The organism is Leptotrichia sp. oral taxon 223 (genome assembly GCF_013394795.1).
Classification (GTDB): Bacteria; Fusobacteriota; Fusobacteriia; order Fusobacteriales; family Leptotrichiaceae; genus Leptotrichia.
In genome coordinates, this window is the sequence record NZ_JABXYU010000001.1 from 1,338,762 (window position 1) to 1,361,227 (window position 22,466).

20 protein-coding genes are annotated in these 22,466 nt (G+C 33.3%); 2 read left to right on the top strand and 18 right to left on the bottom strand.

Annotated elements, in window-relative coordinates; translation table 11 throughout:
• Positions 1–5: 5 nt before the first annotated feature.
• The 7 genes from HW275_RS06630 to pckA form a co-directional block, all read right to left on the bottom strand.
• On the bottom strand, positions 6–1,022 hold the full coding sequence (locus HW275_RS06630) for a glycosyltransferase family 9 protein (RefSeq protein ID WP_178935784.1): 1,017 nt from the start codon (positions 1,020–1,022) through the stop codon (positions 6–8).
• Positions 1,023–1,323: 301 nt separating this feature from the next.
• The gene (locus HW275_RS06635) at positions 1,324–2,442 is read right to left on the bottom strand and encodes a sodium ion-translocating decarboxylase subunit beta (RefSeq protein WP_178935785.1); all 1,119 of its coding nucleotides are present in this window, start codon (positions 2,440–2,442) and stop codon (positions 1,324–1,326) included.
• Between the two features lie 131 nt (positions 2,443–2,573).
• On the bottom strand, positions 2,574–2,960 hold the full coding sequence (locus HW275_RS06640; RefSeq protein WP_178935786.1) for a biotin/lipoyl-containing protein: 387 nt from the start codon (positions 2,958–2,960) through the stop codon (positions 2,574–2,576).
• Between the two features lie 27 nt (positions 2,961–2,987).
• Positions 2,988–3,353, bottom strand: a complete 366-nt coding sequence (locus HW275_RS06645) for an OadG family protein (protein WP_178935787.1) — start codon at positions 3,351–3,353, stop codon at positions 2,988–2,990.
• A gap of 154 nt (positions 3,354–3,507) precedes the next feature.
• Entirely contained in the window at positions 3,508–3,774 is a 267-nt protein-coding gene (locus HW275_RS06650; protein ID WP_178935788.1) for a hypothetical protein, read from the bottom strand.
• A gap of 127 nt (positions 3,775–3,901) precedes the next feature.
• Complete coding sequence (locus HW275_RS06655; protein WP_178935789.1) at positions 3,902–5,314, bottom strand: oxaloacetate decarboxylase subunit alpha; 1,413 nt, start codon at positions 5,312–5,314, stop codon at positions 3,902–3,904.
• 36 nt (positions 5,315–5,350) lie between these two features.
• Positions 5,351–6,946 (bottom strand): phosphoenolpyruvate carboxykinase (ATP), encoded by a 1,596-nt coding sequence (gene pckA / locus HW275_RS06660; RefSeq protein ID WP_178935790.1) that lies wholly within the window; start codon positions 6,944–6,946, stop codon positions 5,351–5,353.
• 789 nt (positions 6,947–7,735) lie between these two features.
• Between pckA and HW275_RS06665 the strand changes: the two genes are divergently transcribed.
• Positions 7,736–8,251, top strand: coding sequence for a type III toxin-antitoxin system ToxN/AbiQ family toxin (locus tag HW275_RS06665; protein ID WP_178935791.1), 516 nt, complete (start codon positions 7,736–7,738; stop codon positions 8,249–8,251).
• A gap of 159 nt (positions 8,252–8,410) precedes the next feature.
• Here the strand turns inward: HW275_RS06665 and HW275_RS06670 are convergent, their stop codons facing one another.
• The 10 genes from HW275_RS06670 to HW275_RS06715 form a co-directional block, all read right to left on the bottom strand.
• Positions 8,411–8,974 (bottom strand): D-glycero-beta-D-manno-heptose 1,7-bisphosphate 7-phosphatase, encoded by a 564-nt coding sequence (locus HW275_RS06670; protein ID WP_178935792.1) that lies wholly within the window; start codon positions 8,972–8,974, stop codon positions 8,411–8,413.
• A 152-nt stretch (positions 8,975–9,126) separates the two neighbouring features.
• Entirely contained in the window at positions 9,127–10,713 is a 1,587-nt protein-coding gene (locus HW275_RS06675; protein ID WP_178935793.1) for a peptide ABC transporter substrate-binding protein, read from the bottom strand.
• A 67-nt stretch (positions 10,714–10,780) separates the two neighbouring features.
• Entirely contained in the window at positions 10,781–12,370 is a 1,590-nt protein-coding gene (locus HW275_RS06680) for a peptide ABC transporter substrate-binding protein (RefSeq protein ID WP_178935794.1), read from the bottom strand.
• A 114-nt stretch (positions 12,371–12,484) separates the two neighbouring features.
• The gene (locus tag HW275_RS06685; protein ID WP_178935795.1) at positions 12,485–14,074 is read right to left on the bottom strand and encodes an ABC transporter substrate-binding protein; all 1,590 of its coding nucleotides are present in this window, start codon (positions 14,072–14,074) and stop codon (positions 12,485–12,487) included.
• A 110-nt stretch (positions 14,075–14,184) separates the two neighbouring features.
• Positions 14,185–15,786, bottom strand: coding sequence for a peptide ABC transporter substrate-binding protein (locus HW275_RS06690; protein ID WP_178935796.1), 1,602 nt, complete (start codon positions 15,784–15,786; stop codon positions 14,185–14,187).
• A gap of 82 nt (positions 15,787–15,868) precedes the next feature.
• Positions 15,869–16,819, bottom strand: a complete 951-nt coding sequence (locus HW275_RS06695) for an ABC transporter ATP-binding protein (RefSeq protein ID WP_178935797.1) — start codon at positions 16,817–16,819, stop codon at positions 15,869–15,871.
• A complete protein-coding gene (locus tag HW275_RS06700) occupies positions 16,819–17,868 on the bottom strand; it encodes an ABC transporter ATP-binding protein (RefSeq protein ID WP_178935798.1) in 1,050 nt (349 codons plus the stop codon). Before HW275_RS06700 ends, HW275_RS06695 begins: the two co-directional genes overlap by 1 nt.
• Before the next feature lie 35 nt (positions 17,869–17,903).
• On the bottom strand, positions 17,904–18,869 hold the full coding sequence (locus tag HW275_RS12560) for an ABC transporter permease (RefSeq protein ID WP_178935799.1): 966 nt from the start codon (positions 18,867–18,869) through the stop codon (positions 17,904–17,906).
• Entirely contained in the window at positions 18,869–19,846 is a 978-nt protein-coding gene (locus HW275_RS06710; protein ID WP_178935800.1) for an ABC transporter permease, read from the bottom strand. Before HW275_RS06710 ends, HW275_RS12560 begins: the two co-directional genes overlap by 1 nt.
• Before the next feature lie 255 nt (positions 19,847–20,101).
• Entirely contained in the window at positions 20,102–20,959 is an 858-nt protein-coding gene (locus HW275_RS06715) for a hypothetical protein (RefSeq protein WP_178935801.1), read from the bottom strand.
• A gap of 222 nt (positions 20,960–21,181) precedes the next feature.
• Between HW275_RS06715 and HW275_RS06720 the strand changes: the two genes are divergently transcribed.
• Positions 21,182–21,556, top strand: coding sequence for a metalloregulator ArsR/SmtB family transcription factor (locus HW275_RS06720; protein ID WP_178935802.1), 375 nt, complete (start codon positions 21,182–21,184; stop codon positions 21,554–21,556).
• 220 nt (positions 21,557–21,776) lie between these two features.
• Here the strand turns inward: HW275_RS06720 and HW275_RS06725 are convergent, their stop codons facing one another.
• On the bottom strand, positions 21,777–22,445 hold the full coding sequence (locus tag HW275_RS06725) for a methyltransferase (protein WP_178935803.1): 669 nt from the start codon (positions 22,443–22,445) through the stop codon (positions 21,777–21,779).
• Positions 22,446–22,466 lie beyond the last annotated feature (21 nt).

Consider the following 22,466-nt stretch of genomic DNA (forward strand, 5'->3'; position numbering starts at 1 on the left):
TTTTTCTAAATTCGCTTCATAATTTCTTTATAAATTCTATCTGCGCTAATTAAAGGTATCCCTTTATAATAGTCCTTTTTATATTTATGCTGATTTTTAGGAATTGATACAATATTATTTTCATAAAATTCGTTGTCCTCGATAACATTGCTTTTTTCAGTCCAGGGAAAAAATCCCAAATCCCGTTTTCCCGGCCCAAAAATCCCAATTACAAAAGGCTTTTCAAATCCGCTAGCAATATGAACTGGAGAACTGTCATTTCCTGCAACAATATCAGCCTTTGAAATCAATGCTCCAAATTCCACAAGGTTAATTTCTCCACGAAAATCAATCACATTTTTATCATCTGGAAAATTTAAAGGCAGTTTCTTTTCAGATTTTGAGCCAGTTATTCCAATAAAATAATTTTTATTTTTTTTCAATCTTTCGATGACTTCGTGGTATTTTTCTATCGGCCACATTTTTTCAGGCCTTTGGCTGCCTGGTGCAACCAGTATTAATTTTTGTCCTTCATTTCCAAAATATCCATGATTTTCCAGGATTTTATCGATTTTAACAAAGTTTTCCTTTGCAGGATAAATTCTAATTGGAATTTTTTCCCCTTTATATTCCACCAAATCAAGCAATCTTTCCACTTCATGCTTTTTCATATCATAATGAATCTTTTTATTTAGCAGAAAGGAGCCTGTCGCTACGTCAAATCCAGCAATATTAGGAATTTTTGCCAGTTTTGCAAGCAATATTGATTTTATAAATCTATGCGGTATCACAGCATAGTCATATTTTTTTTGCTTCAATATTTTTAATACTCTCAAAAAACCCTTTATTCCCTTGTCTTTTCCCTTTTTATCATAAAGCAGTATTTCGTGTAAGTTAGGATTATTGCTTATCACGCTTTGATTAGCCGGCAGTGTCAGATAATCTATTTTAGAACTTGGGTACATGTCCTTTAGCCTTTGTATGAGCGGTGTGGACAGTACGATATCTCCTATAAATGCCGTATGTATTATCAATATTTTCATTCGCTCTCCCTTTTATAAGTAACAATTTGTTTCCAAAATCCTTATAAATAAAGGATTTTTACATCTTTTACATAAATGTTATGAAGTTTTTAGTATACAGAGTTATTATATCACATTTTAAATAATTTTATATCATAATTTTCAAAAAATATGTTTTTTACCGATTATTTATTATGCGTATAAGCCTGTTTAAAATAGAGCCTCCAAAATTTAATAAAATAAAAAACCTCTCATTAAATATAATTAAATAATTTTAGTCCTTCTAATTATACTAATTATACTAAATGAGAGCAATAATTTTTTATTTGAATATGATTAAAAGAACCCCTGCTGCAACTGCTGAGCCGATTACTCCGGCTATATTTGGTCCCATTGCGTGCATTAGCAGAAAATTTTTTGGATTTTCCTGTTGTCCTATTTTTTGTACAACTCTTGCTGCCATTGGTACTGCGGAAACTCCTGCCGCTCCAATCATTGGATTTACTTTTCCTTTTGTAAACTTATACATTATTTTTCCAAATATTACTCCTCCTACTGTTCCAAAGGAAAATGCGATTAATCCTAAAATAATGATATTTATTGTCTTAAAACTTAAGAAAGTTTCTGCATTGGCTGTTGCTCCAACTGTCATTCCCAATACAATTGTTATACAGTAAAGCAATGCCCCTCGCACATGCTCAACCAGATTTGAAACAATTCCGGCTTCCTTTATAAGATTTCCCAGCATTAGCATTCCAATTAACGGTGCTGATGATGGAACTAAAAGAATTACGATAATTGTTACCGCTATTGGGAAAATAATCTTTTCACGCTGGCTTACAAATCGCAGTTGTGTCATTTCCACCATTCTTTCCTTTTTTGTTGTCAAAAGTTTTATAATCGGTGGCTGGATAACAGGGACGAGAGCCATGTAGGAATAGGCTGCAATAGCTATGGAACCTAGCAAATGAGGAGCTAATTTTGTTGTGGTGTAAATGGCAGTTGGTCCGTCAGCTCCCCCTATGATTCCAATTGAACCGGCTTCCCTTCCAGTTAATCCAAGTAAAATTGCCCCTATAAATGCCACAAAAATTCCAAATTGCGCAGCGGCTCCTAACAGCAAACTTTTTGGATTTGCGATAAGCGGTCCAAAATCTGTACTTGCTCCTATTGCTAGAAATATCAGTGGCGGATAAATTCCAAGCTTTACCCCCTGATAAAGATAATATAAAAGTCCGCCTTTTTCCATAAGTCCTTCATTTGCCACGGCAGGCAAGTTTGCCAGCAGCATTCCAAAAGAAATTGGAAGCAGTAAATATGGTTCATATTGTTTTTTTATTGCCAGGTATAATAGAGTTAAGGCTATTATTATCATAATAATCTGTTTTGCAGTTATCATTGACAATCCTGTTGTTCCGTAAAGAATTTTTAGCAATTCCATTTCAAAACCATTCCTTTCTTTCAGGTTTTATAGTGATGTAGTACCATAAATTGCTGTACTTAAATTTAAAGTGGTGTTACTATAAAATCGATTGTTGTTTTTGAGAATATAAAGATGAATTAAAAATGTTCTTATGATAATATTACTAAAGTATCACCAGTGTTTACAGTGCTTCCCTTTGATACTTTAACTGCAAGGACTGTACCGTCCTTTGGTGCCACAATGGGATTTTCCATTTTCATGGCTTCCAGAATGACAACTTCGTCTCCAGTTTTTATTTTTTGTCCAGGTTCAACTTTTACATCAACAATAAGTCCCTGCATAGGTGCATTTATGGCTTCACCATTTTCACTGGAATTGCTAATATTGTCCTGTACTGAATTATGTTCATTCCTTTTTTCCTCTGGTTCATTTTTTACATCCTTTGAAGTTGCAATAGAACCCTCTTTTTCTGAAACGGCTTCCACTTCCACTTCATAAACTTTCTCTCCAATTCTAATTTTGTATAATTTAATCATATTTGTCTACTCCTTGTTTATCAAAGTTTACTTGATTTCTCTTACGTTTTTTACTCTTATAAAGCAGTTCTCATTTTCTCCAGCCGCTTCAATCAGAGCCGCCATCATTGCTGCCATCATAGTTTCATCTTTTATTTTTTCTATACTGAATTTTTTTTCATTAGCAGTTCTTTTTGAGTCAGCTTTTTCTGAATTTTGAAAAGTTCTGCTGTCATTTATTTTTTTATTTACAGTATTCTGATTTATTTGCTCAGAATTTGGAAAATATTTAAAAAACGACAGTACAAATGAAATTAAAAACAATATGAAAAAGACGATTAACATACTTACAACAGTAATATAAACAGCATCTCCGATTGATACAGCCGAATTGCCAAATAAAATACTTTTCATATTTTAATTATTCCTTTCAAGTTTTTAAACTCAAACCTATAAAGTTTTATGTTTTATTTTATGCTTGCCCTCTTTAATGCCAAGCTGATAAAATTAAATAATCTTGGAATTTGAGCAGTATAGTCATAACTTCTAAGCTTGGTTTTACTATTGTTCATTTTATCTTGTAATAACTGTCAAATTTTTCCTTGTGGGAAAGTTTCATTTTATTTCTTAAATGAACCATATCAGTTATAATTTGTTCTTCCAGACGTGTTAATTTATCCCAGTCTATCAAGTGTTCTTCATCACGTGTCTTATTGATTTCTATTTCCAGTTCTGATATTTTTTCGAGTAGTGTTTTTTTATTCCAACTAGTATTTTCATACCATTCTGATACATCCTTTAATTTGTTTTTGAAATATTCAATATCTAAATTCATCTTTTCACCTCTCTTTTGAACAGACTCAAACGCTAAATTTGAGCTGCATAGCCTAAACTTTTGCTTTAGTTTTTGACTATCCTAAATAAGCAATACCCATAAAAATTTATTTTTACTTAAAAATTTTTTAAAAAATTACATTAATGTTTTGAATTTTCACCTCCTCTTTATTATTTATTTTACCTTCCTTATCTTTTTTTTCAGAATATTTTTCTTTTAAATAACCTTTGGCAATTTGTGGAAAGCACGCATAAGTCAGTACATCCTCATCAGATTTTGCCAAATCTCCAATTTCAGCTTTCATCGTATCATACTCATCCTTTAGCAGATCGGCAGGACGCCCGGTAAACACTTCTTCATCTCCAATTACAGTTTTTTTAATTTTTTCAGAAATTGGAACGGGAGATTTTCCATACATTCCTTTTACATAATCCTTTATTTCTTTAGGAATCATATGATATTTTTTCCCGGTTAAAATATTCATAACTGACTGAGTTCCAACCATTTGGCTCATTGGAGTTACGAGAGGCGGATAGCCCATATCTTTTCGGACTCTTGGGATTTCACGAAGCACCGCTTCATATTTGTCTTCTGCTCCCTGTGATTTCAGTTGCGACAGCAAGTTCGAAAGCATTCCCCCTGGCAACTGATATTCCACGATATTCGGCTCTACTCCCAAAGCCTTCGGGTTTAATGTTCCGTTATCAATATATTTTTTTCTTATTGGTTTGAAATATTCTGCTACTTCCTTTAAAAGTTCCAAATTTAGGCCAGTGTCGTATTCTGTACCCTGCAACGTTCTTACAAGCGGCTCTGTACATGGCTGCGAAGTTCCTCCGCCAAATGGAGAAATGGCGGTATCTACAATATCCACTCCTGCATCAATGGCTTCTATTATGCTCATTTCAGCAAGTCCTGCGGTAGAATGTGTATGCAGTTCAAGCGGAATATTCAAAATGCTTTTTAGTTCAGTGACCAATATATATGCCGCATTAGGCAATAAAATTCCTGACATATCCTTTATAGCGATGGAATCTGCACCCATGCTCTGCATTTCGAGCGCCAGCTTTTTGTAATATTCTATTGTGTGAACAGGGCTTATTGTGTAACAAATTGCAAGCTGGCTGTGTCCTCCATATTTTTTCGTACTTTCTGATGCTTTCCTTATATTTCTCGTATCATTTAAAGCATCAAATGTCCTAATAATATCAATACCATTTTTTATTGAAAGCTCCACAAACTTATCTACAATATCATCTGCATAATGCCGATATCCTAACAAGTTCTGCCCTCTCAGCAGCATCTGCAATTTTGTATTTTTAGCCCGTTTTCTAATTTCTCTTAATCTTTCCCAAGGATCTTCATGCAAAAATCTGATTGCCGCATCATAAGTTGCGCCGCCCCAGACTTCCATTGCGTGATATCCGACTTTATCCATAGTTTCTATTATTGGAAGCATTTCGGCAGTAGTCATTCTCGTTGCCATAAGTGACTGATGTCCGTCCCTTAATGATGTTTCCGTTATTTTTACTTTCTCCATAAATTCCTCCATTGTTTAGTAAACATTTAAAAATTGCTATTCAAAAAATACTGGCCCTGCATTTACAATATGTTCTGGCATATTTGGATATTTTGCTGCAAAGTTTTCCCTGAACATTTTAGCCAATTTTTTTGCCGCTGCATCATATGCTTCCTTATTTGCCCAAGTGTCTATTGGGTTTAACAGTTCGCTTGGAACGTTTGGGCAATATTGCGGGATTTCCACGTTGAAAATGTCGTCGTGTCTATATTCCACTTCATCCAGTTCGCCGTTTAACGCCGCTGTAACCATTGCTCTTGTATATTTTAAATTCATACGGGTTCCGACACCGTAGGGACCGCCGGACCATCCTGTATTTATCAGGAATACTCTTGTGTTATGAAGTTCTATTTTTTTACCTAGCATTTCCGCATAGACTGATGGATCTAATGGCATAAACGGCTCTCCAAAGCAAGTTGAGAATGTAGGCTGCGGCTCTGTAATTCCACGTTCCGTTCCAGCCAGCTTAGATGTAAATCCTGTTACAAAATGATAGATTGCCGCATCTCTTGAAAGTCTGGAAATAGGAGGCAAAACTCCAAAAGCATCTGCTGTCAGGAATATTATAACGCTAGGGATTCCGCCAATTCCTGGAATTTGCGCATTTTTTATATGATTAATTGGATAACCAACCCTTGTATTTTCCGTCAAGCTTTTATCATAAAAGTCAAGTTCCCGTGTTTTAGGATTCATTATAACATTTTCAACTAAACTTCCAAATTTTATTGCATTGAAAATATCTGGCTCATGTTTTGGATCAAGATTTATACATTTTGCATAACATCCTCCTTCAAAATTGAAAATACTGTGATCAGACCAGCCATGTTCGTCATCTCCGATTAATTTACGGTTAGGATCTGTTGAAAGAGTGGTTTTCCCAGTTCCTGACAATCCAAAAAATATCGCAGTTTGTCCAGTTTTTGGATCCATATTGGCAGAACAGTGCATAGGCAACACGTCAATTTTAGGCATTAACAAGTTCATTATTGAAAATACGCTTTTTTTAATTTCTCCTGAATATCCTGTTCCACATATAATTCCAACTTTCGCTTCATAATCAATAATTATTGTGGCTGATGAGTTTATTCCATCGATTTTGGCATTGCATTTAAATCCAGGTGCTGCAATGATTGTAAAGTCGGCATGTCCATAATCATTCAGCTCTTCTTCTGTTGGACGTATCAGTAATTGATGGATAAATAGGTTTTGGCTTGCCTGCTCATTTATTATTCTGAATTTCCGTCTGCAAGCTGGATCTGCACCTGCCATCCCGTCAAATATGAATATTTCCCGATTTTGCAAATATGCAATTAATTTACTATAAATAGAATCAAATTTTTCTTTTTCAATTGGCTTATTTACATTTCCCCAAGCTATGCTTTCATGAATACCTGGAGTATCAACAATATATTTGTCTTTAGGTGAACGTCCAGTATATTTTCCTGTTGTTATAACCAAGGCTCCAGTATCTGATAATGTTCCTTCCCCTCTTTTTAAGGCATGCTCAATTAATTCTGCCGGTGTCAAGTTTCTATAAATTTGTGCCACATTTACAATTCCTAATTTTTCCAAGTCTTTTGTTAATTTTTTCATGATCTTTCCTCCATATTTTAGAAATTTTAGATTTTAAAATTTTAATAATATTTTTGTATTTTTATTTGTCAATTTTTTTATAAACTCAGATAATAAAAATCCCTACACTATGTAGGGAAAGACAAAATAATATTAATTTTTAAAACTTTAATTTTAAATATTTTGATTTTGAATTTTTTGGGTGATGTTAAATTTATAATAATTTTATTTTAAAAATTAATCTAAAAAGATTTTAATGATTTACTCAAAATAAATTACGGTTTATATGAGTATGTATCAAAAAATTACAATTTTATAGTGAATATTTTTTAAAAATGTATTTTGAAAGTCTATGTGGTCATACCTTCAATATACATGTCCCTTATCATTTTAACTATACAATTGTTTATAATTATATTCAACATTATTTTTTCCCTACACTAATATTATCCCACATTTTTTCAAAAAGTCAATGGTTTTCATAAACTTTTAATTAAAAGATTATTCTATGAAAGATTAAATTTATTATAAAGGCATAAGTGTGATTTTATAAAAGAATTACGTTTATAAAAATTTTAAATATAGAAAAAATCTTGACATCTTTATTGAAAAAATGATAATATTAATTAAAGAGATAAATAATTAAATTCAGGTGATCCACCACCAAGAAGTGAGGAGTTGTAAATTCAGGTGATCCACCACCAAGAAGTGAGGAGTTGTAAATTCAGGTGATCCGCCACCAAGAAGTGAGGAGTTGTAAATTCAAGCTACCGTTTATGGTAGCTTTTTCTGTAAATATAGGGGGGAAAAATGAAATTATATGAAATAAGTGATAGTTACCTTGATTATTTAAAGTCCTTTGATGACAGGGTATTAAATAGATTAGGGGAAAAATATAGACATACAAGAAAGTATTTGGGAATTTTATTAAAAATTAACGATTGTGATTATATAGCACCTTTGTCATCACCTAGTCAAACGGATTATTTAAATGGAGCTATAAGAAAATCTATTATTCCGATAGTGAGAATTGTTAAATCAAAATCAGGAGAAATAACTTTACTTGGAAAAATAAAGTTGAGCAGTATGGTTCCTGTGTATGATAAATCAGTTATTAAGAAATACGACATAAATCATGAGATTGATACAAAATATAAAAATTTAGTTTTTGATCAATTAAATTTTATAAATTCAAATAAAAAATTAATAATTAAATATGCAAATACGTTATATAGACAAAAAATTAAAAATTTTTCCATTGGATATGTAAATCGAACTGTGAATTTTTTACTTTTGGAAGAAAAAGCAAAATTATATAATAAATAATACTGTTCCTTATTTAAATAGTAGATATTTTATAAATTTTGAATTATATATGATTTAGTAAGTATTTGAAATTTCTTGTAATTAGTACAATTTTTATTTTTTAATGAGGTTTAGTACATTAAAAAGGACATTACAATTTGAATAATGCCCTTTTTAAATTTATTTTCTATTTTTTAGAATTTTTGCAAAATCCAGGATATCATTTGCAATAATTGGATTTAAGTTGGTATTCTTTAATTTTTCAAGACTTTTTAGTCCATAGCCTGTTTTTACTAGAACTGGTGTGATTCCCAACTTTTCCGCAGGAATTAAATCAGTTATCTTGTCGCCTATCATAAAGGACTTTTCTGTATCAATATTAAATTCATCTATTGCCAATTCAAAATTGCCGGTATTTGGTTTTCGACAATTACATTCAATGCCATATTTTCCAGCCGCATTTGGGTGATGTGGACAAAAATATGATTTTTCAATTTTTATGCCATTTTTCAGCAAATCTTTTTCAACAAAATCCTGTAGTTTTAAATAATCCACTTCCGTGTAATAGCCTCTCGCAATTCCCGACTGATTTGTTATAATCGCAAATTTATAGCCTAAATCGCGTAATTTCCTAAGTCCTTCGATTACATTTTTTTCATATTCAAAATCTTCGATTTTATATAAATATGATTTTTCCACATTTATTACACCATCTCTATCCAGCAGGATAAATTTATTTTTCATAAAATTATATTTCCTCTTATTTTTTATATTTTTAATTTAGTCATATTAATTGTAGTGCTTAAAATAACTAAAATTTATAAAAAATTTACTAGAAAAATTTTCTGTTAAATTTTGTAAATAGTAAAATGTATTTAATAAAACATTACGTTAAGTTAATTCATTACAACATCTCTTATAAAGAACTCTCCACCAATTGATACGAATCCTAAATTTTTAACTTTTGGATTTACTAAGTAAAGTTTTTGTTTCTGGAACAAGATTGTAACAGGCTGCTCTTCAGAGATAAGTTTTTCCATTTCTATCATTGCTGGAACTCTTACTTTTGGATCAGCAGAGCCTTTTACAATTTTTGTTAGCTCATCATATCTTGCATTTTTGAAATCTCCACGATTGTTTGCGTTTTTGCTTTCAAATAAATCTAAATATGTAATTGGATCTAGGAAATCGCCAGTCCAGTTCATAAGTGCAATCTGATAATCACGTTTTTTAGTTCTTTCAATACGTTCCTTACCAGTTACAACGTCTAATTCAACATTTGCACCTAAGTTGTTTCTTAAATTTTCCTGAATATATTCAGCAATGGCTTTTCTGCTTCCTGTATCGTTAAATAAAATTTCAAATCTTGGAAGTTCTGACAGCCCTTCTTCCCTAAGTCCTTCGGCTAGTAGTTTCTTGGCTTCTTCTGCGTTAAATTTAGGCTGGTCAGTTGTAACTTCAGAAGCAAAGTCTTTCTCAAGTCCATTTAATCCAATTCCACTTGGGGTGAATGCCTTAGTAGTTTTTTCGGAACCTTCAAGAACTTTATTTACAAGTTCTTCCCTGTTTATTGCCATAGTTAATGCCCGTCTTACTTTTGCATTCTTAAACACATTTTCGCCTGTGTTGAATAGTAAATAGTAAATTCCGCCATCATCTGCTTTTACAAGTTCTTTTTTTCCAATAAATTCCTTTGCCTGCTCAAATGTAACGGAAGTTACGTCAACTTCTTTATTTTTAAAGGCGTTTACAGCTGAATCTGTAGCAATCATTTTTAATATGACATTGTCTGTCTTTACATTGCTGGCATCCCAGTAATTAGGATTTTTCTTGAACTTCAGTTCTGAATCGTGAGTCCAGCTTTCCAATGTATAAGGGCCGTTTGCAATTGTGTATTCAGCTTCTGTAAAGTATTTATCCTTTACCTCATTGTAATATTTCTGATTTAACGGCATGAATGATTTGAATGTAACTAAGTCATCAAAATATGGAGTAGGTGCTTCCAAAGTTACTTGTAAAGTTTTATCGTCAATAACTTTTATTCCAACCTCATTTTCTGAAACTTTTTTAGAATTATAGTTTTCTCCATTTTTTATTACGAATAGCATACTTGCGTTACCTGCCGCTGTATCAGGATTTAATCCACGAAGCCATCCCGCTTTAAAGTCGTTTGCAGTAACAGGATCGCCGTTGCTCCATTTTACTCCATCTCTTAAATGAAATGTCCACACAAGCCCGTCTTCTGACTTTTCCCATTTTTCAGCGATTCCAGCCACCGATTTTCCATCTTTATCTTTTCTCAAAAGTCCTTCCAAAATCAATTCATCAACAGTCCCGCCAGGAATATCCGTAGTTATTTGAGGATCAATCGAAGTTGGCTCTGTAACAATATTTAATGTGAATGTGCTGCCATTACCTCCATTTTTATTTCCACATGAAAATACAAACATCAGTAATGTCAATACAAAGAACAATTTTTTCATTAATATGTTTCCTCCTCTTTTTTCAAGAATAATTAGCCAAGGGGGCTGTTACGCCCCTAAATAGCTGTTATTTCAATGATAGGCTTCCAAAGTAGAATTCTCCGCCAATTGGAGTAAATCCAAGCCCGTTCACTTTTTTATCAACTAGATATTGTTTTTCTCTGTGGAAAAGCACGCCAACTGGTACATCTTCTGCGATTATTTTTTCAATTTGTATAAGTGCAGGAATTCTTACATTCTGATCAGCTGTACTTCTTACAGTTTTAACTAATGCGTCATATTGAGGATTTTTGTATGAACCGTGATTATTTCCGCCTGACGATTCAAATAAGTCAAGGTATGTAATTGCGTCAGGGTAATCTCCAGACCATCCTGCAAATACCATATCAAAATTCTTTTGGCTCATTCTTGAAAATCTTTCTTGAGCAGTCATTGCTTCCAAACTTAGTTCAATACCTAAATTTTTTCTTAATTGCTCCTGAATATATTCAGCGATAACTTTGTTATTTCCGCTTTCATTAATTAGCATAGACATACTAGGGAATTTAGTTGCTCCTGTTTCTTTCAGCCCTTCTTCAAGCAATTTTTTGGCTTCCTGAGGATTGTATGCAAGAATTGAAGTTGGAACACCTTCTGTAAAGTCCTTGTCATTAAGCCCCTTTATTCCAATTCCTTTTGGAACAAATGTCTTTGCTGCTGTTCCATATCCATTTAATACATTGTTTACAAGTCCTTCCCTGTCGATTGCCATAAGAAGTGCTTTTCTGATTTTCAAGTTTGCCAATGTCTTGTTATTAAAGTTAAATAGCAGATACCATACTGAACCATCATTTTTAGAAACCATTTTCGGATTGTCCTTAAATCCTTTTGCCTGTTCGGATGTAATGGCAGTTACATCTACTTCCTTGTTATTAAATGCGTTTAATGCTGAATTATTATCAGGAATTATTTTATATACGACAGTTTCAAGATTTACATTGCTATTATCCCAGTAGTTAGGATTTTTTTTGAATGTCATTTCTGATCCGTGTGTCCAGCTTTCCATAGTGTATGCTCCTGAAGATACAGTCTTATCAGCTTCTGTAAAATATTTGTCACCTGTTTCATCAAAGAATTTCTGATTTAGAGGTGCATATGTCTTAAATGCCACTAGACTGTCAAAATATGGAACTGGAGCTTCCAATGTTACTTCCAGAGTTTTATCATCAATAACTTTTATTCCAACTTGTTCAGCAGTTCCTTTTTTCTTGTTGTAATTTTCAGCATTCTTTATTGCATAAAGCATATAAGCGTATTCTGAAGCTGTTTCAGGTTTTAATGCACGAAGCCATCCATTTTTAAAGTCGTTTGCAGTAATTGGATCACCATTGCTCCATTTTATCCCGTCTCTTAAATGAAATGTCCATACAAGTCCGTCAGCAGATTTATCCCATTTTTCAGCAAGTCCTGGCACAAACGTTCCGTCTTTGCCTTTTCTAGTTAGTCCTTCCGTTATAAGATCATCAACTGTTCCGCCTAAAATGTCTGTTGATAATTGCGGATCGATAGATTTTGGCTCATCCGACAAGTTTAATGTGAATGTTTTGCTGCTTCCTCCACCTTTTCCGCAGGACATGACGAAAACTAGCATCATCAATAAAAATAACATCTTTTTCATAAAAATTCTCCCTCTATATTATTATATTTTTTTATAAACAAAATTATCTCATAGGCAAGTTTAGAAATATACGTTTAAGCAATATGCTAAACCTGCCTTTATTCTTTAATTTAATTATTTTATGTAAGTATTGTCAAGCACGAAATCTTTTCCTATTGGACTGAATACAATATTATGAACTTTTGGATTCAACAATTTTGTATTTTGTCTGTAGTAAAGCAGTCCCACTGGCATATCCTGGGCGATTATTTTTTCCATTTCAATCATATCTTTTACTCTTTCTTCCTGATTCCCGGAACTTTTAACTTTTTTCACAAGCTCATCGTAACGTGGGTTTGAGTAGTCTGAATAGTTGTTTCCATCTTTTGTCAGGAATCTATCTAAGTAAGTGATTGCGTCGTTATAATCTCCGTTGTAGCCTGCAAGGGCGATTTCATAATCTCTATGCTGCATTTTATCCAGTCTTGACTGGAATGTCATTCCTTCAATTTCAAGGTTTACTCCTAAGTTTGTTCTTAAACTTTCCTGAATATACTCAGAAATTACCTTGTTGTTTCCAGAATCATTGAAAATCATTGTCAATTCAGGCAATTTTTGTAATCCTAGCTCCTTTAGGCCTTCAGCCAGCAATTGTTTTGCTTTTTGCGGATTGTAACCTGGAAAGACTTTTCCCGCTTCTTCAGAGAAATCTTTTGAAACGCCGATAATTCCTACTCCTTTTGTTGTGTAGGTATAAGCGGCTTCCCCAGTGTTGTCAAGCACATCCGTAATTAATTTTTCCCTGTCAACTGCGAGTGACAATGCCTGCCTGATTTTTTTGTTGGCAAGAACTTTATTTTTCATATTGTATGTCATATACCAGACAGAGCCATCCTTTGTAAGCAGTTTACGTTTGTCATCCTTAAATTCCTTTGCCTGCTCAATAGAGATGTTTGTAGAATCAATTTCTTTATTTTTAAAGGCATTTACACTGGCATTTGCATCATTTATGAATAATATTTTTACGAATTTCAACTTGATATTGTCTTTATTCCAGTAATTTTCATTTTTTTCAAATACAATTTCTGAATCCCTTGTCCAGGATTTTATTGTGTAGACACCTGATGAAATTGATGTTTCAGGAGATGTCATATACTTTTCTCCAACTTTATCGTAGAATTTTTTATTAAGAGGAGCATAAGTCTGTATTCTTACAATTGAGTCAAAGTATGTAAGCGGATTGTTCAATGTAACTTCCAATGTGTAATCATCAACGACTTTTATGCCAAGCTGGTCTTCATCTTTAATTTTTCCTGCATTGAATTGTTCGGCATTTTTTATGTAAAATAATTTGTCTGCATATTCTCCTGCAGTTTCAGGCTTTAATGCTCTAACCCAGCCATCTCTAAAGTCTTTTGCCGTAATCGGGTCACCATTGCTCCATTTTGCATTTTTTCTCAAGTGGAATGTCCATACTGTTGAATTTTCATTGTGTTCCCACGTTTCTGCCACACCAGGAAGGGATTTTCCGTCTTCTGCCTGTCTTGTCAATGTTTCAGTAACAAGCGAGTCAACAAATTCTCCTGTCGAATCATTTGCAAGCTGCGGATCATAAGATTTTCCCTCTTCCTTTAAGTTGAGTTTCAATGTTTCTGAATCACTGCTTTTTCCGCATGAAATTACGAAAGCCAGTAATATTGTAAAGATTAGTAATATTTTCTTCATATCCGCACTCACCCTTTCTTTTTGTCTAAATTAAATTTAGTAAAAATTGTTTTGCTGTTAATTTTAGTTATCCGCCCAGACAATTTTTATTTGAGCGGGAAAAATAAAAATTATTTTGTTATGGATGCATTGTAAAAATCAATAGAATCTCCGACAGAACGTATTACAACGCCTTTTAACTTAGGATTTATCAAATAAACTCCCACTTCATAATAAAGTGCGGAATATCTGAAGTCATCAGCTAATAATTTTTCAGCCTGTTTCATTGCATCCATTCTTGTTTTGTTGTCTTGATTAACTGTAGCTAAGTCAATCAGTTCATCATATTTAGGATTTGAATGTTTTGCAAAGTTAAGATCTTTTACTTTTGAGTGGAACATTTCCAGGTAAGTCATTGGATCCGCATAGTCAGGTCCCCAGGCATATCTTACAATCTCAAATTCCCCAGCTTTCGCACGTGCAATTCTTTCTTTTTTAGTAAGAACTTCCACTTCCACGTCAATTCCTAATTTATCCTTCCATTGAGATTGGTAAAATTCAGCTTCTTTTTTACCAGTTCCGTTTTCATCTACTAATAGATGCAGTTTAACTTGCGCAGGAGTCATATTCAGCTCTTTCAACCCTTCTTCAAACAGCTGTTTTACATTAATATTTGCATATTCTGCAAATAAATCCCCGGCTTCTTCCCTGAAGTCGCCTTTTTCACCGGCTGTCCCATTTGAAACAATTCCAGAAGCAGTAATTCCAGCACCATTTAAGATACTGTTTACTAATTCTTTCCTATTTATCGCAAGTGATAATGCCTGTCTAATTTTTAGATTTTTTAGTACAGGATTTGATGTATTAAATCCTAAGTAATAGACTCTTCCGTCAGGGAACTTATGTAATTCAGGTTTTCCTTCATAGTTTGCCATTTTTTCAACTGAAATTTTTGTCAAGTCCAGTTCTTTATTCTCAAAAAGATTTGTGGCGGCTTCAAAGTCAGTTACGATTAAACCTGTAAGTGTATCAAGTTTTATATTTTGCGCATTCCAGTAGTTAGGATTTTTTTTCATAACAACCTTATTGTCATGTACCCATTCTTCCATTGTGAAAGGTCCACAGTAAATAGATTTATTAGCTTCAGTCGCATAGCTTTCACCATTGTCAGCCAATGCTTTTTCATTAACTGGGAAATAAATTGGCATGATTAATATTTTCAGGAAAAATGGCGCAGGCTGTGATAAAGTAAATTCAAGCGTGTAGTCGTCTTTTAACTTTATTCCAACTTGTCCAAAATCCTTTAAAGCACCAGTGTTATATTTTTCCGCATTTTCAATATAGTATGCAAGAAACGCATATTCAGAAGCTGTCTTAGGTTCAAGGCCTCTTTTGATACCGTTAAAATAATCTTTGGCGGTAAGTGGATCTCCGTTGCTCCATTTCATTCCTTGTCTGATTTTAAATGTCCATACTTTTCCGTCGTCTGACTTGGTCCAGCTTTCGGCTCCGGCAGGGACAATTTCATTTTTATCATTTAATCTTACAAGACTTTCATAAGTCATGCTTGTAATAAAAATTCCACTCATATCAGTCAAAATCTGAGGATCTAACGAAGTTGGCTCGGCTTCCATATTAAATGATACTGAATTTCCCGATGCTTTTTTCCCTTTTCCGCAGGAAATAATAAACATCGATAACGTTAAGCAAAATACTAAAAAAATTTTTTTCATATCCCGACAATTCCTTTCTAAAATTTTGGTTTTTTATAAATAAATTATTTCGAAACATTAAAATATTTAAAATACTTGATTTTTAAATAAGTCCCTTTTCCTTTAAGAAAGAAGTTTCTACAAAATGTCCAGGCTGGTATTCTGTTAATTCAGGAGTTTCGGGGATAATCCCTATTTCAGAGGCATCTCCCATTGGACTTCTTAAATATGATTCCTCCATATCAATTTTTGTTGTTTTCTTGTAATCAGGATCTGCTATTGGTACGGCAGAAATAAGTGATTTCGTGTAGCTGTGGACAGGATTACTGTAAACAACTTCCGGAGTTCCCAGTTCCACCACTTTTCCACGATACATAACCGCTACTCTGTCTGAAATATATTTTACCATCGATAAATCATGTGCAATAAATAGCAAAGTCAAGTTTCTTTCCTTTTGAAGATCCTTTAGCAAATTTACGACTTGTGCCTGGATCGACACGTCCAGAGCCGAAATTGGCTCATCACACACTAGCACTTCTGGACTGACTGCAAGTGCCCTTGCAATCCCGATTCTCTGTCTTTGCCCTCCAGAAAATTCATGTGGGAAACGGCTGGCATGTTCTCTATTTAGGCCAACAATTTCTAGTAATTTATAAACTCTTTCCATTCTCTCCTGTTTTGAAGCTGCCAGTTTGTGAATATCAATTCCTTCGGCAATAATATCTCCAACAGTCATTCTTGGATTAAGTGAAGCCTGTGGATCTTGAAATATCATTTGGACTTTTTTTGTAAATTCCTTTCTTCCATAAGATTCCACTGGTTTTCCGTTAAATAAAATATCACCATTTGTCTTTGCATAAAGTCTGCTGACAGTTCTTCCAAGTGTAGTTTTTCCAGAACCTGATTCTCCTACAAGACTTAGAATTTCACCTTTGTAGATGTCCATTGTAACATTTTCCACAGCCTTTAAGACTTGTCTTTTTTTCATCGGAAAATATTTTTTTAAGTTTTTCATTTCTATTAGTTTTTCTTTTTTGTTTTCGTTAACTGCCATTATTTCCCCTCCGTTCCTTTATTTTCTGATTCATCAGATTCCTCTGATTCAAAAGGAGATTTTATTTTTGGAGCGCCATCGACATAAAGCCATGATTTTACAAGGTGCCCATTTCCCAAGTCAATCATCGGAGGTTTTCTTTCATAGTCAATTTTCATTGCATATTCAGAACGTGGTGCAAATGGATCTCCTACAGGCGGCTTTAACAAATCTGGAGGAGTTCCTGGAATAGAAGACAGTTTTTCTCCAATTTTCATATCCAGCCTTGGCAATGATTTCAAAAGTCCCCAAGTATATGGGTGTTTCGGATTTTTGAAAAGTTCCCTTACAGGAGCCTCTTCCAGCTTTTCTCCAGCATACATGACAACCACTCTGTCAGCAGTTTCAGCAACCACTCCCAAATCATGCGTTATAAGTATTACAGCGATATTTAATTCTTTTTTTAATTCGTTTATTAAATCTAGAATCTGTGCCTGAATAGTAACGTCCAGAGCTGTTGTCGGCTCGTCACAGATTAATAAGTCCGGCTCGCACGAAAGAGCAATGGCTATAACCGCCCTTTGTCGCATTCCTCCAGAAAATTCATGCGGATACTGATGAAATCTTTCTTCTGGTTTAGGAATGCCAACTTTTCTAAGCATTTCAATGGCCTGCTGCTTTGCCTCTTCCTTTGTTACGTCCTTATGAATTAGAATCCCTTCCATAATTTGCTTTCCAACTTTAATTGTCGGATTAAGAGATGTCATAGGATCTTGAAATATCATTCCGATTTTTCCACCACGAAGCTGTCTCATTCTCTCTGGCGAAGCCTTTACCAAATCTTCCCCTTCAAAAAGGATTTCCCCATTTTTTATTTCCCCTGGCGGCATTGGTATTAATTTCATAATTGTTTGCACGGAAACTGATTTCCCTGAACCAGACTCTCCAACGATTGCAAGCGTTTCCCCACGATCCACGGAAAAGTTGATTTTCCTAAGAGCCTGAACTTCCCCGGCATACGTGTTAAAAGAAACACTCAAGTCCTTTACTTCTAATAATATTTTTCCCATTCTATAATCCTCTCTGTATTAATATGGATTTTTTTTTAATCTCTTAATTTTGGATTTAATGCGTCATTTAAAGCATCTCCAACAATATTAAATGCCAATGTAATCAATGAAATTACAACTGATGGAATAATGAATAAATATGGATATGAAGTCATATTTACGAAACCATCAAATACCAAGTTTCCAAGTGATGCCTGTGGAATTGGAACTCCAAGTCCGATGAAACTTAAAAATGCTTCTGTAAAGATAATGTTTGGTATATCTGTTGTAAGTCTTATTATTATTACACTTAATGTATTTGGAATTAAGTGTTTTAGAGTTATCCATAAAAAGTTTCCACCAAGTGATTTTGAAGCTAATACAAACTCATTTTCCTTTATTTTTAGGACTTCTCCACGTACTAACAGCGAATAGTTCAGCCATCTAGTCAATGACATTGCAATAATTATTGTTTTTACACTGTTTCCCATTACAACCATTAATAAAATTATGTAAATCATTGATGGAATGATTAATAAGATTTCCACAATTCTAGTCATTATTGTGTCAATAATTCCGCCAAAATATGCTGATACAGCCCCGTAAATTGTTCCGAAAACAACACAAATTGCAGCTGTTATCAATGATAGTTGCATTGAAATTCTTATCCCTTGCGAAAGCCTTGCAAACAAGTCACGTCCGAGATTATCCGTTCCTAAGTAATGTCCTTTTGCAAATCCTTTTGCCGGACTTAAAAATTTAGCTGATAAATCCTGAGCCCTATAAGAATATTTTGTCAAACTTTGCCCAAAAATTGCTAAAAATAAGAAAATAAGCGTTATTCCCAAAAACGATAAAGCCAATTTATTTTTCTTGAATCTTCTCCAGCCGTCCTGCCAGAATGTTAAACTTGGTTTGTAGATTACTTCGCTTTGAGTGGTATTCGCACCTACGATTTCAAAATCTTCAGGTGTAGGGGTATAATCATCTTCAGTTATAATTTTTTTTATGTTTTCTGCCACTATACTTCATCTCCTTTTCCAAGCTTAATTTTAGGATCAACCATGACATATACAATGTCGACAAGTATCATCATTATAATAAGGAATATCGCATAAAACACAGTAACTCCAAGTACCATCGTGTAATCCCTGTCATTGATGCTGTCTACAAAGTATTTTCCTAATCCTGGAATCGAAAACATCTTTTCAATTACAAATGAACCTGTCAGAACCGCAGCAATTGTCGGCCCCATTATTGTGATGATTGGCAAAATCGCATTTCTTAAAGCATGTTTAAAAACGATATTTTTTGGCTTTACCCCTTTTGCAATTGCCAATCTTATATAATCCTGCCCCATTACCTCGATCATTTTATCTCTTAATAACCGTGCAATCAATGCCACTGTGTAAAGCCCAAGTGCAACAACCGGCAGTATTTTTTTCTCAGGCCTGTCCCATCCTGACAGCAAAATCCTTATAAGCGGCAAGTTATATTCATCGATTAAGATACCGTTATGTATGTCGACAAAATACTTCTGCATCAGTCCCGCCAATACAAAACTCGGTACGGATATTCCAATTATTGCCACAACCATTGCTAATCTGTCCTGATATTTTCCTCTTTTCAGAGCTGCGACAATTCCCAGCGGAATTCCCAAAGCCAGTGCAAAGATAATAGATCTGGCTCCTAAATCTGCCGATGTCAGAAAACTCTTCTTAATAACATCGTTAACAGTTCTCCCACGAACTTTCATGGATGCCCCCAGATCTCCTTTTGCTATGTTTTTTAGATATTCAACATACTGTTCCCCAAGCGGACGGTCCAAATGGTATTTTGCCATTAGATTTTCCTTTACTTTAGGTGGAATCGCTTTTTCACTTTGAAACGGATCACCAGGTAACATATGTATCAGAAAGAATGTAATAGTAATAACTAGCCACAACGTTACAAGCCCCATTGCGATTCTTTTAATTAAAAACTTTAAAATATTTTTCATACTCGCTTCCTTTCGCTAAAATTTTTATATATCTATATTATATCTTATATTTAGTAAGATTTGCAAGCAATTTTGTTTATAATGAATATTTTTTTACTATTAATTTTTTTATGGATAAATAATAGTTCTCTAAATATAATATATTTACGGAATTTCAAGCAATATAAAAAGCAGCCTAAATTTTTATTAAAATTAAATATGAAAACTTAGACTGCCTGTTTATTTATAAAATATTATTTTTAAATTTCTTAAAATTTAGTTTTTATATGTATTGCAACGGTTTAGCCAACCTGCCAGCCATTTTCTCTCGTTTCTTGCGGGATCGGAATTTTTTACCCGTCTTTCAAGAACGAATTTTGCAGAGTCGCTAAATTCTTCAAGAGCCGCTTTCCCACTGTCGGTACCTTTCATATTTTCCAAGACTTGCAGAAGTCCCCAGCCATCCCCGTTGTAAGTTTCAGTCCGGGAAGTCCCTTCACCTTTGAAATTCACGTAATCAATCAATGGATATAGCCCGTTTGGAGAGTGTGCAACACGGTAAAACTGTTTTTTTACATTTTCTGGGTTATCTGCTATTTCCAGCATTTTTTCTAAAGAGTTTTCGAGCCGCTCAAAAATAAATGAAACTTGAATAGCCTTTGTATTATAAAGAAAATTTGTCAATTCGACAATATCCTTATTTCCAACGCTTCTAAGTTTAAAAAGTTCCTCACGGCTTTCCCAAGGGGAATAACTGTTTTCTTCAACAATCCTAGGCAATTTTATGTCATGCTTCCTGTAATACGCAACAAGCTGCGGAAAACTTTCTTCAAATCTTCCTCGCTGCCCTTGTTTGTACCATATAAAATGCCCGATTCCCAGCGATGGGAAATCTTCCCCCGTATTCCAGTAAACAAGATCTTCCCTTTTCCCGCCAGCTTCATTCTTAAAAATCTTCTCAGCCACAACATCCAGTTCCGCCTTTGAAATTGTAAGTCCAGCCTTCTTATTCGTATCCATGGCATCAGGCTTTGAAGGCATTTTTGCCACATTTTTATTGGAAAGCCCAAATGACGCCATTGAAATTGCCATAATGCTGGCTAAAATTAATAATTTACATTTGTTTCTTTTCATAAAGTCCGCTCCTTTTTTATTAAAATTATTGTTTTAAAATATTTAGCTTTTTTAGTAAAAATACAAAAGTAATTTTATTATATTATAACAACTTTTTAACAGTTTTTCACTTTTTTTTATCTTAGATGGCAAAAGAAAAAAGATGGAGTAAAAAATCTAATTTTGCAGTAATTCAAATACGTGATATAATACTAACATATATTTCAAAAATTGGGAGTGAAAATGGCTAAAATAATGGAAGAAGAAAATATAAATTATGAAACAAAGGCTATTCATAAGGAAATCGTGGAAAAAGTGGAAAAATTAATGCCAGAAGAAGAAGTTATATATGATTTGGCAGATTTTTTTAAGATACTGGGGGATACTACAAGAATGAGGATATTAAGTGCCTTATTTCATGAGGAAATGTGTGTTTACGATATTGCAAATCTTCTGAAAATGACACAGTCCGCTATTTCACATCAGCTTCGGGTATTGAAGCAGGGCAGATTTGTAAAACATCGAAAAGAAGGGAAAATTGTCTATTATTCGCTGGAAGATGAGCATATAAAGCATATTGTAGAGCAGGGAATGACACATATTCTGGAAAAAAAATAATTTGTAAGGCAAATAATATTAGATATGATATAATTACAGAAAAGTAAAGAAGATTATGAAAAAGTGTTGGAAGTAATAAAAGAATTGACTAAATAGATTTTTTATTTTAAACTGGAAAAATATAAAAAAACTAAACAACAGATTTTATTTAAGGAATTAGGACTAATCAAATTAGAAATAATTCCTTTTTATTATTGTCTAGCTTCTTGGTAAATATTTTTTATATTTGGTTATTAATTTCAATTCCAGAATTTACCTTTCCTCCTTTTCTCCCATGTACAACTACTAAATCTATTTTTTTATATTTACTAACTTCTATTGTCAAAATATTCATGTTATTCTTGTAGATATACCTAAAAACATCATTTAGCCTGTCATTCGGCACAATTACAAAAAATTCCCCATAATTTTTTAAGAGCCTTCTTATTTCCTGAAAAAGTTCTTCCAATGTCAATAAAATTTCGTATTTACTGAGTTTCTCCGCTTCATCTTCCGGCATTTTTCCAGAATTTATTTTTTTATATGGAGGATTTGAAAAAATAAAATCATATTCTCCATTAACATTTTTTATATTTTTATTAATTAGCATTATTTTTTCTTCTAAATTATTTATTTCTATATTTTTTTCCAATATTTTAAAAATATCTTTCTGTATTTCTGCTGCAAAAATTTTTGAAATAATATTCATTTCAGAAAGCAATAGGGAAATTATACCCTGTCCTGCCCCAATTTCCAGAAATGTTTTTTTCTCTTTTATATTTTTATATTCTACATTAAAATATTTTTTTATAAACTCAGACAGTAAAATGGCGTCCTGTGTTATTTTCAGCCCTTTTTCCTTTACAATCATCTTTTTATTGACACTTTTCAGATTTTCAATATAACTCACTGTAACTCCTTTTTATTGATG